Genomic DNA, 13,252 nt, shown 5'->3' on the forward strand with positions numbered 1-13,252 from the left:
ATGAAAAAAATGCTATTACTTATACTGGGATGTTTTTGCCTTGCCCTCTCGGCCCAGGACAAACCCAACATTCTCGTAATCTGGGGGGACGACATCGGGTGGTCCAACCTTAGTGTGTACAACCATGGTTCCATGGGCTACACCACCCCAAACATTGACCGGATTGCCCAGGAAGGGGCCTTCTTTACAGATCATTATGCGCAGCCTTCCTGTACAGCAGGGCGGGCGGCATTCATTACGGGACAGTATCCCATCCGATCTGGGATGACTACGGTAGGACAGCCCGGGGATGCGTTGGGCCTCCAGAAGGAATCTCCCTCGCTGGCGGAAGTCATGAAAGAACAGGGTTATGCAACCGGTCATTTCGGAAAAAACCACCTGGGGGATCGCAATGAACACCTTCCCACCGCACATGGTTTCGATGAGTTTTTCGGAAACCTCTACCACCTGAACACCCAGGAAGAGGCCGAACAGCGGGATTATCAAAACTTCGGCGTTCAGTATTCCGGTTCCCTTGAAGAATACGAGGAGAAATTCGGGACGCGGGGCGTAATCCATTCGATTGCCACAAATACCGAAGATAATACGGTTCAACCCCGCTTTGGCAAGATAGGGAAGCAGCGGATCACCGATACGGGGCCGCTTACACAAGAGCGGATGAAAAATTTTGATGGAGCAGAAGTAATCCCCAGGGCTTTGGAATTTATGGAAAAATCTAAAGAGGCTGATAAACCCTTCTTCGTTTGGCTCAATACCAGCCGGATGCATCTCTATACAAGGGTAGAGGACGAGTGGTTGCGAAAAGTTGAAAAAATCACCAGTGAAGCAGACTACCACGGCGCGGGTATGCTGCAGCATGATCACGATATCGGGACCGTGCTGAAATCGCTGGAGGATATGGGATTGCTGGACAACACGATCATCCTCTATTCCACAGATAACGGCCCTGAGCACTCCTCCTGGCCCCATGGAGCCACAACGCCCTTCCGGGGGGAGAAAATGACAACCTATGAAGGGGGCGTTCGCGTTCCCTGTATGGTACGGTGGCCGGGCAAGATCCCTGCCGGTCAGAAACTTAACGGCATTCAGGGGCACCAGGACCTTTTTACCACCCTGGCATCAGCGGCAGGAGTGCCCAACGTTGCTGAGAAGATTATGCGTGAAAAGAAACAATTCATAGATGGGGTTGACAACCTGGATTACTGGATGGGCAAAAGTGACCATTCCAACAGGAATCATATTTTTCACTATTATGAAAGCAAACTGACCGCAGTCCGCATGGGGCCCTGGAAATTTCATTTCTCCACAAAAGAGGACTATTATGCCAATGTAATTCCAAGAACGGTACCCCTTGTTTTCAATATCCGGATGGATCCATACGAAAGTTATGACAGTAAAGATTCCTATGGGCATTTAATGCAAAAGGTTTCCTGGTTGATCCAGCCTATGGGCGAATTAATGGGAGCCCACCTGAAATCCCTTGCCGATTATCCGCCCGTACAGGGAGGAAAGTCATTTGACATGTCCAACGTCGTACAGGAGTTTATAGAAAAGGCCCGTCAATAGAAAGGGTTAACCTTAAAACAGAACAGGCCCCTTCCGGGCCTGTTTTTTTATGCCCTTATACAGTTGACAAATAAGCAACAGTTTGGATTTACCTGTTTATGCCTTATTACCAAAAGGAAACCCCTAACTTTGTGATACAGGCTCTGGAAGCCCAAGCTTTTATTTTATTTATGCATTCATATAAAAAAGGAATTGTAGGCCGCAGGTTTACGATATTCATATTAAGTGTTTTTATTCTTGCTGCCCTGGCCTCCTGCAAAGAAGAAAAGGCAGCAATAGCAGATAACCCCGATATTTCACCCCCGCAAGGGATGGTATACATCCCTGCGGGCAGCTTTTTGATGGGGGGTAAAACAGAGCAGGCCCAGCCCGACGAATTCCCAAGGCGAAAAGTAGGTGTGTCTGCCTTTTTTATGGATGTAACGGAAGTGACAAATGCCGATTTTGAGGCATTTGTAAAGGCCACAGGCTACGTAACCACAGCAGAACGCCCGCTGGACTGGGAGGTCATGAAACAGGAATTACCCGAAGGGACCCCCAAACCTCCGGATTCTATCCTGCAGCCGGGCTCCCTCGTCTTCCATCCCACCGAAGGTCCTGTGGATTTGAGGGATCTTACCCAATGGTGGGAATGGACCCTGGGCGCGAACTGGCGGCAACCCGAGGGGCCCGGGAGCAACCTGGAAGGCCGGATGGACCACCCGGTAGTCCATATTGCCCTGGAAGATGCCAGGGCCTATGCAGAGTGGGCTGGCAAACGGCTGCCAACCGAAGCGGAATGGGAATGGGCGGCCATGGGCGGTCTGGACGACCCAATATACCCCTGGGGGAATACCCCTAGCACGGATGCGGCAGAAAAGGCCAATTTCTGGCAGGGGGTGTTTCCCTTCAGGAATGACAAAACGGATGGGTATGCGGGCACTGCCCCTGTTAAGACCTATCCAGCAAATGGATATGGGTTGTTCGATATGGCGGGGAATGTCTGGGAATGGTGCCAAGACAAGTACCGGGCGGATGCCTATGAAATGCAATCGGGAACTTTTGACCCGGCAGGCCCGGAAGAATCCTACGACCCTGCTGAACCCCTGGCTGAAAAGTATGTAGTTAGGGGTGGATCTTTCCTATGCAGCGACAGCTATTGCAGTGGCTACCGGGTATCAAGGCGCATGCGTACCACGGCCGACTCCTCTTTCGGCCATACGGGTTTTCGCTGCGTTCGCGATATTAACCCCTAATTTTGGATTAGGGTGCAATGCTTTCCAGAAGCAAGGCCCCTGTTAGTTCCGAAGCGTATTTTTCAACGGCTTTCCGAATATCTGTGGGATCTTTGAGGCGGAAGGTTCCCACCCACTGCAGGCCTCCCTTACTTTCGTCCAGAGAATAAAGGGTACTTTCAAAAACATAACGGGTTCCCGTTTCTACATAGTCAGGCCCCCAGGTAGTTATAGGATAATACCCATAATACCGGCCAAAAGTACCATATCTGGTTCCCACATACGTTGTTCTTGGAGTGCCCGGAATAACATCCGTATATTGCTGTGAATCCACAAGGTTCGTAACAATTACTCCGTCGTAGCCAGCCTTTACAAGACTTTCACGAATAGCCTCCCGATCCGCCTGCCCCGGCCTTTCCTCCAGGGGGAGGTCCAGGAAGTGGTCTGCTGAAGCCTCCGCAGAAACTCCCTTAGCCTCCAGCTGGGCGGCTACTTCCCTTTCGAAAAGCACCCGGGCCGTTTTACTGCTGGTCCTACCCACAACCAGTATCTTGTCATAAGATTGTTTTTCTTTGCTGACGTTTTCTGACTGTGTTAAATAAGTAGAACAGCCCAACAAGAATAGCAATAGCACAGGGTACAAAAATAATTTTCGCATAGTATTTCGATATTATAATTAAAGCGTAACCGGAGGGATAGGTTGTTGGATGCCCGAAAGTTAAAACTTATCGGTCTGAAAAGCAATACCCCCTAATTAAGATTATAATGCAGGCCTAGTGTAAGGTTGTTGAATCCCTGGAAGGTATAACTCAAATGGGTGGAGAAACGCCGGAACGTATAACTGCCACCTGCAGTAAGCCGCATTCCTGATACATTCTCTCGCACATCAAAAGGGTCTGTAAATTCGAGGGTGCGGTTGGGAAGATCGATCTGGTAAGTTCCCAATAACTCATAAAGGGAATTCCCAAAAACATATCCTATTCCCCCAAAAAGGTTCCAATGTTCATATCGGGTGGAGGTGAGCAATTCAAAAAGCCAGGCATTCATCGCTCCTTCAATCCGGTGGTCAGGCCCGGTCACAAACCCCCCTTCCGCTAAATTGTACTCCGCGTCCAGGCGTGTATAAGCCCCCATAAGTGACAGGTCTAGAGGAATGGATTTCCAGGGTCCGTTTACGTCATTGATCTGGTGCTTGAACCCCAATCCAACTACTCCCACAGAGCCTTCCCCCAGCCCCAATTTCGGAAAATACCTGAATTGGACCTCACTCTTCCAGGGAAGCCCCATACCTACATGAATAAAAGCCGTTGGCAGCAAATCGAGTTGCAGCAAGCCAATACCGGTGGGAGCATCAAAGGTAAAGGTCTGCCCATCTACGGTAGCTTGAAACGTGACGTCCGAATCCCTACTTCCCAGGATGGTCGGTATCCGCACCTGCTGCCCACCACCTAAAACCTCCAGATTATCTATTGCGGCAATGTCGAGGTTAAAACTCTTTGTGTCGGAAGGCACCAGGGAGCCATTGGCGGCAATTGAAAATCGGAATTTCCAGGGCTGCAGGACCTTGGCCTCGTAATACCAGCCTGAGGAGAGCCCGTACAGAATCCCCTCCGAAACAGGCTTAAGATATCGCTCTGAAACATCCTCGGAAACCTCCACTCCCAAAATCAGGAAATCCTTGATGGTAATCTCCTGGGAAGTGCCTTTTAAGGAAAAAATCAGAAAAATAAATAGGATCGAATATTTAAACCGCATGTCTTAATTCGTCTTGTTTATCTGCTTAAGGGTATAAGCAGGTATTCCCTGTATTAAATATAGTTAATTTTTAAACCCGAATGGTGCTGTGCAAAAGCTTTTCAAAGAACCAAGTTATTTTAAATATGCAAACGCAAATAATGGCTAAGACCACGTCATTCCTGCTTTAGCTAGCTTTTATTAATCCTGTAATTTCTTATATTAGTGACCTTTATAAAAAACGCTGAAAATGAAATTGCGAACATCAATAGTACTTTTTGTGCTCCTTCTTTGCACCTTTTACGCGGGTGCCCAAAACGACACCCTTAGGTTAAAGAACGGAAATGTCCTGTATGGGGAAATAAAAGGCCTGAACACAGGGGTCCTGACCATGGAAACGCCCTATTCTGATGACGATTTTACCATCGACTTTGACGAGGTCGCAGGCCTGAGTATCGAACGGCGGAGTATTGTTATCCTGGCTGGCGGCAGGCGTTTGCTTGGCTATTTAAATTCAGAAACAGACGGGACGGTAACTATTAGAACCACCGATGAAGGCGATGTTTCGATAGGCCTCTCAGAGCTTACACAATTTCAACAGGTCAAGAAACGGTTCCTGGACAGGTTTTACGGAAATATTGACCTGGGTTTCAACCTCACAAAAGCCAATAACAACAGGCAATTTACCTCTTCCGGCGGCTTGCATTATCGGGGCCTGAAATGGATGGGAGACCTGGAAATTTCCTCTCTGCGCTCCGAGCGGGATGAAGTAGCCAAGGTAGAGCGGAATTCCGCTTCACTGGGAATTCTCTATTTGTTATCGGACAAATGGTATGCCATGGGTTCAGCGGCCTTTCTTTCCAATACCGAACAACAGCTGGATGGACGGGTAAGTACCCGGGTGGAGCCGGGTCGGTTTTTGGCCATTTCGCATCGCTTGGTTTGGGGTTTGACCACGGGGATTAACTATAATGTGGAAAATTTTGCCGGGGAAGACTTTGACAATCAATCAACCGAGGCCTTTGTAGCCACTTCGTTCGATATGTATGATTTTGGAGACTTTAGCCTGAATACCCGGTTTGAGTTTTATCCAAGCCTTTCGGAAAGCGGCCGGATACGGGCAGATTACCTCCTGGACGTTAGTTATGACCTGCCCTGGGACTTTTACATCAAGGCAGGGTTTCAGTTTAACTATGACAACCAGGCAATAGTTGCCGGCACCGAATTTGACTATATTCTCACTTCAGGCTTCGGCTGGTCGTTTGATTGAGCCTCTTTTCAGGAATTGCAGGCCGTTTCGGCCTGATCAAAGGATTGCGTAATCCTGATGAATGAAATTGTCATCATTAATGACATTTGGTATACTAAACTCAAATGCTTGAAATATGAAATTTATTAGTAAACCTTCCGGGTCCGTCCTTTTGGGGGGCGTGTTTTTTATCCTCCCCATCCTGCTGATTTTACTCCTGGTAAAAAGCGCCCTGGACATCCTTGTTCCCCTGGGGATAAAACTCTCTGAAATATTTGACATCCATTCTTTTATTGGTGCCACTTCGGTAACCATAGTGAGCCTGCTGATCCTGGTCGCTTTATGTTATATCAGCGGGCTGCTCCTTAAAAGAGGCCTGGTAAATGACTGGGACAGCAAGATGGAAGACCGCTTATTCCTGTTGATCCCGAGTTTGCAGATGATCAAATACCGCTTGCTGACCGAAGGGGAGGGAATGGACAATAAAAACCGGTGGAAGGCTATTCTGTTAAAAGAAGACAGGCATTACAGTATAGCATTCATTACGAATACAGATCCGGAAGGCAACCTGAGCATCTACATCCCCGATGCCCCCCGCATGGATGCGGGTGAGATTCGTTTTATGGCCGCGGAGGATTGCAACTACCGGCCCATTTCCATGAAGCAGGCTATGTCAGCCCTGGGCAGTTTTGGAAGGGATGGAGATTTGGGGGGAGTGCTGGGCACAAAGAGCAATGGTCAGTAATTTCCCGTTTTATTTTTTGCTTCTAAGGAGGTATTTCACGCCTGGTGTCAGAATTTCTTACCCAACACAAAACCTATCCCAAAAATATCGTATATGTCTTTCCAGATGTAGTTCAAACCAGCGGATAGCTCCCATTCGTTTTGTTCCAGTAATACATATTCAGTGCCGAAACGCACAATGGAAAGCGTCTCGTTCCGGTCCGTTTCAATACCACCTCCCAGGGATAGGGTCCACCTGGGGCGTGCTTCCCAAGTGGCTCCAAGTGAAAGCACAACAGCATTCTCACGCTCCAGAAATGATCCTTCATTTTCCTCCACCTGTATACGGATGATTTCAATATCATTATAAGTGCCAATGGCCCATCGTTCTGTAAGCCAGTATTCGTATGAGAATCCAATACTGGGGGCTATCAAAAATTCCTCCTGCCCGGTTTCGGGATCCAGCCCGCTTGGAATCCAGGAATACCCTGCATAGAGCGAAAGTTTATTGCGGAGAAAAACTTCTTCTCCTGCCGGGTTTTCGCCTGCTTCCTGCGCACAAGCTAAATCCGGAAACAGGCAGACTAATGCGCCGATCAGGATCAGGGGGTTTAATCTTATAATATTCATTAATGATAGCGGTTTCTGCCACAAGATAGGAATATTTCCAGTATAGATATTTTGCTGATTCCAGTTGCTTGTAAACATTCCGGCTTATAGAGCCGGATAATATGTCTGAAGTCCTTAACTAATTGCATTTCACGATTTGGTAGCTACCAAAAACTTTAAAACAGCATAATTATTTGATTATATTTATCTTAAACATAGAAAACCTAAGTAATGACTAAGAGCGTATTAACCTACCTAATCCTGATCCTCTGCGGAAATATTTTCGTGATCAGCGCCCAGTCCGATGCAGACGCATTGGCCAAGCAATTGCAGAACCCGGTAGCCAGCCTTATCAGCGTGCCCTTCCAGGGCAACCTTGATTTTGGTATTGGCCCCGCAGACGGAACGCGTTTTACCCTGAATATCCAGCCGGTTGTACCCATGAGCATAAGCGAGGACTGGAACCTCATCGGGAGGGTGATCCTGCCCTTCGTTTCCCAGACAGATGTTTTTGGTAACAGCGGGAACCAAACCGGGCTTGGGGATGCCGTAATCAGTGCATTCTTTTCCCCCAAGGAACCTACTTCAGGCGGCCTTATCTGGGGGGTCGGACCTGTGCTATTGGCACCCACGGCAACTGACGACCTTTTAGGGACTGAGAAATTCGGGATTGGGCCTACAGGGGTTGTGCTGAAACAGGTTGGTCAATATACAATCGGGGCCCTGGCGAATCACATCTGGTCCGTGGCAGGAGCGGACGATCGTGCCGATGTAAATGTTACGTTTATACAGCCCTTTATTGCACGGAATTTTTCGGGGGGTTATGCCCTTTCTTTTAACACGGAACTTTCACAGAATTGGGATTTTGATGCCACTTCTGGCACTTTCAATATCGTTGGATCCAAGGTTATAACCCTGGGCTCCCAACTCGCCCAGGTCTTTGTAGGTCCGCGTATCCCATATGGAAATGGGAACGCCGCCGGCTGGGGAGTACGCGGAGGCCTTACCCTGCTCTTTCCGAAATAAGCCATCCTCCGGGACTGCCTGCCGATTAAACAGATGTAATCTTTCTGGCAAACCCGAATTGCTGCATCCGCCCATACCAAACAATTTTCCTAACTTTAATTGGAATATCTCCCCCGTTCCCGGAATGTTGCTACCCCTGTAGCCCTATTAAGAAGCACTATGAAGCGAACTCTTTTAGTTTTTGTTTCCCTCTTATGCTCCACAAGCCTCGCCTTTAGTCAAACAGACACAACCCTTACGGCGGCACAGTGGGAGGAAGATTTACAGTACCTGGAGCAAACCCTTTTCAAAGAACACAAAAATCCGGTTCACAATATTCCGGAGGAGGAGTTAAAAGAAAGGTTTTCTTCCTTGAGGAGCAGATTTAGCTCCCTTACTTCCAAACAGAAACTAATTGAATTGATCATGCTGATGTCTTCCATCGGGGACGGGCATACCACAATCCGCTCGTACGATATCTTCAATTATCTGCCATTCCACGTTTATTGGTTTGGCGATGACCTGCGGGTCATTTGGGCAAAGAGCGCCTACGCTGATATCCTGGGGCATAAAATCCGCTCTATAGACGGGGTGGATATAACAGCGGCTAAGGAATTGGTCAATACGCTGTCCCCCAAAGGGGAGAACAACTATTTATTGATGCAATGGGGGCAACAATGGTTCCGCAATATTGATGTTCTGCACTACCTGGGGATTTCAAAATCAGATACGGCAATAGAGCTTTCCTTAGAGGACCCCGATGGCGAACTGTTTACGGAAAAAATACCTATCCTCAGCGAAGACCTATCAGGCCAACCATGGATTTGCGCCTATAAACCCCTTCCCTTATACATGCAAAACCCTGCTGCTCCTATTACATATGAAGCCCTGGAAGGGGCCTTGTATGTCAACTTCAGGTCCTACCCTTCCAAAAAGGAGATGAAGGCAAAAGTGGGTGAGTTAGTGAATACTTTATCCTCCGGAAAGGATTTAACAAAGCTGATCTTTGATTTCAGGGTCAATGGAGGGGGAGACTTTACGATTGGCCGCTTAATGATTGACCGGCTAAAGAAAAGTAATGTCCTGAAGAATAGAGAGGTATATGTTATTACCGGTAGGAGGACGTACTCCGCCGCTATGGTCAATGCCCTGGATTTAAAAAAGGAACTGGGTGCTATGCTGTTGGGGGAACCCCCCATGCAAAGGCCCAATGGCTATTCTGAAAGCCACCCGTTTACCTTGCCCCATTCCAATATTAATGCATCTGTTTCCACTGAATTTTATTCCTTCCAGAACGAGGACCTGGATGAAGTTGTTCTTGACAAACATTTTAAACCCAATTTTGACTTGCTAAAGGAGGGAAGGGATGAAATACTGGAGTGGATACTGCAGCAGTAGGCGAACGCAATGGCCACAGCCGGAAAGCTTCCGGAAAAATACCTATTTTTAAATAACCGTTGAATAAGTTGCACTTAAGCTGCTGTTAAGTCCTGCTTAAGCCAAGGGTCTTATATTGGAATAATCAGGCTAACGTATTCCCTGCCTGCAAAAGATGGGTTAAACCAACTGCTGAACGATGATCAAATTCTTTCATAAAATCCGCCAAGGCCTGCTTTTTGAAAACAAACTCAGCCGGTACCTGTTATACGCTATCGGAGAGATTATTTTAGTGGTCATTGGGATATTGATTGCGCTGCAGATCAATAATGCCAATGAAGCTGAGAAGCAGGATGTGGTTGAAGAGGCCTATTTAAAGCGGATGCTGATTGACCTGGAAAAGGATCATGAGTTGTGGATAAAAACAATTGATCAAAAAAAGGCCCAGCTCAATGCCATTGACCGCATTCAGCAAATAGCAGCTGAGGAGCGGGATTCCTTGCTGGCCATAATGGATTACCTGTTCACTGCTTTTACATGGGCAGACCTGAATACGCATCAGAGTACTTTTACTGAAATGCTGAGCAGTGGCAACCTCAACCTCATAAAGAATGATTCAATTAAAATTCGATTACTTGAATTGAATGAGGGGTATCAATCTGAATCAAGCAGGCAAAACACCTTTAAGATTGAGTACACCAATACCATGGAAGCCTTTCGGGAGAACGTACTGTTTACAGACATTAGGAAACTATATCAGAACGGGGCCTCCCTAAACCAAGATGAAAGGGAGGGTCTTTCCATAAGGGTCCGCAGGGATCTGGCTGCCCTTACCAGCGATAAGAAGTTTTTAAATAACCTGATTGGCCTTGCCTATAACTACGGGAACCAGCTACAGAGCATGGGGACTCTGAGAACGCGCACAGAAGAATTAAGGGATCTTATTCAAAGAGAAATTGATGCGGAATAGGATAAACAGGCGGAAGGAAGCGAAACTTTGAAAATGCGCCACTTGCTGACTATCTCCGTACCCGGGTGACCAAAATTGTAATTAGGAATTGCGGCTGGAGCAGAAACCATAAATCTATTAACTTTGATTAATCCCGGGATTATGCAGATGCGCTACTGATGTCCACAGACATTAAATCTGATGGTATTTACGGATATGAGGAAACGGAAATGAAGTCGGAAATACCCATAAATGACAGCATCTCCAAAAATTAAAACCCTCCTGTTATGAATAAGATACTCAAGGGAAACCTGCTAACCGATATCATTTGGCTGGGCTTTGGCCTGGCCGGGGGGATCTATTTTTATCTGGAAGGGAGGTTTTGGGAAAGTGGGTTGTTTTTTTTCGTGGCCTTGCTTTATCTGATCAAAATAATAAACAATAGAATGGGCAATCGATCTGGTTTCAAATTACCCGACTAAACAAATAATAATGAAAACAACTAAAACACTTCAAACCGTTTGTGCTATTGCACTTTCCTTTTTGTTTCTGAATTGCAGTGAAAAGTTCACCACCGAATCCAGAGACGGCTTTATTGTTGTTACAAACGAAAACGGCAGTACCCTTGGGTATAATGCCAATTCGGGAGTGAGCCTGCTGACTGTTGACCGATATGCCTTTAAAGACCTCAACCAGAATGGCACCCTGGATGATTATGAAGACTGGCGTTTGCCGGTTGAGCAAAGGGCTGCAGATCTGGCTTCCAAAATGTCCGTGGAACAAATCGCAGGACTCATGCTCTATAGTGGCCATCAGGCCATTCCTGCCACGGGAAGAAGAGGGTCTACCTACGGAGGGAAGCCCTTCGGGGAAAGCGGGGCTTTGGCAAGCGACCTTTCAGATGACCAAATAAAATTCCTGACCGAGGATAACCTCAGACATGTTTTGATTACCAGTGTTGAAAGCGCTGCGGTATCTGCCCGGTGGAACAACAATGCACAGGCCCATGTGGAAGGCATTGGTCTGGGAATACCCGTAAACACCAGTTCTGATCCGAGACACGGAAGCGACACCTATGCCGAATTCAACGAAGGGGCCGGGGGTGACATTTCCTTATGGCCGGGAACCCTGGGCATTGCCGCCTCCTTTGATCCGGAACTGATGAAACAATTTGGGCAGATCGCCTCAAAAGAATACCGAGCCCTTGGGATTGCCACTGCCCTGTCCCCCCAGATTGACCTGGCCACAGAGCCCAGGTGGAGCCGTTTTGACGGCACAATGGGCGAAGACCCCGACCTGGCAACCGATTTAGCCAGGGCCTATGTAGATGGGTTCCAATCTTCCGAAGGAGGGGGCTGGGGTTTTGAAAGTGTCAACACCATGGTCAAACACTGGCCCGGAGGAGGCCCGGAGGAAGGTGGCCGGGACGGGCACTTTGGGTATGGCACCTATGCCGTTTATCCCGGGAATAATATTAAAGACCATTTGCAGCCTTTCACCGAAGGGGCCTTTAAACTGGAAGGGGCCACCGAAAAAGCAGCTGCCGTGATGCCGTATTACACTATTTCCGACGGGCAGGGGGAAGCCGTGGCCAATGGGTTTAACCAATACCTGATTACCGACCTGCTCCGTGGCAAATACGGCTATGACGGAGTCCTATGCACGGATTGGGGCATAACGAGGGATGTTTCTTCCATCAGTACTTTCCAGGGAAAGCCATGGGGGGTAGAGAACCTTACGGAAGCCGAACGACATTATAAGGCGATAGCAGCAGGCATGGACCAGTTTGGCGGCAACAACGATATGAAACCAGTAATAGCCGCTTACGAATTAGGTGTGGCGGAACACGGGGAGGAGTATATGCGCCAGCGGTTTGAAACCTCGGCAGTACGCCTTTTAATGAATATTTTTCGGGTTGGCCTATTTGAAAACCCTTACCTGGATGCTTATGAGACCAGAGCTATTGTAGGAAACCCCGATTTTATGAAAGCCGGGTTTGAGGCACAATTGCGCTCGGTGGTGCTGCTAAAAAACCAGGAAAATACCCTCCCAAAACAGGAAAAGCAAAAAGTCTATGTCCCCCAGCGCTATATAGCGCCCACTACCGACTGGTTTGGCAACAGGACCCAGGCGAAAACCGAATCTCCCTTTAATATGGAGGTGGTTGCCAAATATTATGAAGTTGTGGAAAACCCTATGGATGCCGACTTTGCTCTGGTAGGGATTCAAAGCCCGAACGGAGGGGTCGGATACGATGTTAATGACCTGGAAAATGGCGGCAACGGCTACGTCCCCATTAACTTACAGTATGGTCCTTATACGGCTGCAACAGCCCGCGAGATCAGTCTGGCCGGTGGCAGCCCTCTGGAAGACTTTACCAACAGGTCTTATAAAGGTAAAACCGTGCAGACGGTTAATCATTCTGATATGGATTTGGTAACGGATACCAAAATCAAAATGGGTGATAAACCCGTCATTGTAGTAGTGAAGGTATCCAAGCCCATGGTTTTTGCTGAAATCGAAAAAAGTGCCTCGGCTATTTTGATCCATATGGGTGTTCAGGACCAGGCACTGATGGAACTGATATCCGGCAGGGCCGAACCATCCGGGCTGTTACCTTTTCAGATGCCAGCCGATATGCTGACGGTTGAAGGCCAGTTTGAGGATGTCCCCCGGGATATGACCCCATATACTGATGCAGAAGGCAATGCCTATGATTTTGCCTATGGCCTGAATTGGAAAGGTGTTATCAATGATGAGCGCGTAAAAAAATATAAATAGGATATCTTAATCAAGCCCCTACCCTCACATTGGATAAACGGATCA

The 13,252-nt window shown here is 47.7% G+C and carries 12 protein-coding genes; 9 read left to right on the top strand and 3 right to left on the bottom strand.

Going from position 1 to position 13,252, the window contains the following annotated elements:
- Positions 1–9 precede the first annotated feature (9 nt).
- Together ACT6NV_RS03250 and ACT6NV_RS03255 are read left to right on the top strand one after the other, a co-directional pair.
- Positions 10–1,566 carry an arylsulfatase gene (locus ACT6NV_RS03250; RefSeq protein ID WP_445385837.1) on the top strand — a complete coding sequence of 519 codons (1,557 nt, stop codon included), beginning with the start codon at positions 10–12 and terminating at the stop codon, positions 1,564–1,566.
- Positions 1,567–1,736: 170 nt separating this feature from the next.
- Positions 1,737–2,801 carry a formylglycine-generating enzyme family protein gene (locus ACT6NV_RS03255; RefSeq protein ID WP_445385838.1) on the top strand — a complete coding sequence of 355 codons (1,065 nt, stop codon included), beginning with the start codon at positions 1,737–1,739 and terminating at the stop codon, positions 2,799–2,801.
- 7 nt (positions 2,802–2,808) lie between these two features.
- On the opposite strand, the gene ACT6NV_RS03260 is transcribed toward ACT6NV_RS03255, so the two are convergent.
- Entirely contained in the window at positions 2,809–3,438 is a 630-nt protein-coding gene (locus ACT6NV_RS03260; protein ID WP_445385839.1) for a hypothetical protein, read from the bottom strand.
- 92 nt (positions 3,439–3,530) lie between these two features.
- Positions 3,531–4,535 (bottom strand): DUF6588 family protein, encoded by a 1,005-nt coding sequence (locus tag ACT6NV_RS03265; protein ID WP_445385840.1) that lies wholly within the window; start codon positions 4,533–4,535, stop codon positions 3,531–3,533.
- A gap of 229 nt (positions 4,536–4,764) precedes the next feature.
- On the opposite strand from ACT6NV_RS03265, the gene ACT6NV_RS03270 reads away from it, so the two are divergent.
- Together ACT6NV_RS03270 and ACT6NV_RS03275 are read left to right on the top strand one after the other, a co-directional pair.
- On the top strand, positions 4,765–5,784 hold the full coding sequence (locus tag ACT6NV_RS03270) for a DUF481 domain-containing protein (protein WP_445385841.1): 1,020 nt from the start codon (positions 4,765–4,767) through the stop codon (positions 5,782–5,784).
- Between the two features lie 115 nt (positions 5,785–5,899).
- On the top strand, positions 5,900–6,508 hold the full coding sequence (locus ACT6NV_RS03275) for a hypothetical protein (RefSeq protein WP_445385842.1): 609 nt from the start codon (positions 5,900–5,902) through the stop codon (positions 6,506–6,508).
- Between the two features lie 47 nt (positions 6,509–6,555).
- Here the strand turns inward: ACT6NV_RS03275 and ACT6NV_RS03280 are convergent, their stop codons facing one another.
- On the bottom strand, positions 6,556–7,116 hold the full coding sequence (locus ACT6NV_RS03280; protein WP_445385843.1) for a hypothetical protein: 561 nt from the start codon (positions 7,114–7,116) through the stop codon (positions 6,556–6,558).
- A gap of 210 nt (positions 7,117–7,326) precedes the next feature.
- On the opposite strand from ACT6NV_RS03280, the gene ACT6NV_RS03285 reads away from it, so the two are divergent.
- From ACT6NV_RS03285 to ACT6NV_RS03305, 5 genes are all read left to right on the top strand, one after another.
- Complete coding sequence (locus tag ACT6NV_RS03285; RefSeq protein WP_445385844.1) at positions 7,327–8,121, top strand: hypothetical protein; 795 nt, start codon at positions 7,327–7,329, stop codon at positions 8,119–8,121.
- A 159-nt stretch (positions 8,122–8,280) separates the two neighbouring features.
- Entirely contained in the window at positions 8,281–9,498 is a 1,218-nt protein-coding gene (locus tag ACT6NV_RS03290; RefSeq protein WP_445385845.1) for a hypothetical protein, read from the top strand.
- A gap of 178 nt (positions 9,499–9,676) precedes the next feature.
- Positions 9,677–10,447, top strand: coding sequence for a DUF6090 family protein (locus tag ACT6NV_RS03295; protein ID WP_445385846.1), 771 nt, complete (start codon positions 9,677–9,679; stop codon positions 10,445–10,447).
- A 266-nt stretch (positions 10,448–10,713) separates the two neighbouring features.
- Positions 10,714–10,908, top strand: a complete 195-nt coding sequence (locus ACT6NV_RS03300) for a hypothetical protein (protein WP_445385847.1) — start codon at positions 10,714–10,716, stop codon at positions 10,906–10,908.
- 10 nt (positions 10,909–10,918) lie between these two features.
- The gene (locus tag ACT6NV_RS03305) at positions 10,919–13,207 is read left to right on the top strand and encodes a glycoside hydrolase family 3 N-terminal domain-containing protein (protein WP_445385848.1); all 2,289 of its coding nucleotides are present in this window, start codon (positions 10,919–10,921) and stop codon (positions 13,205–13,207) included.
- The last annotated feature ends 45 nt before the right edge of the window (positions 13,208–13,252 follow it).

Source organism: Robiginitalea insularis (assembly GCF_052497835.1).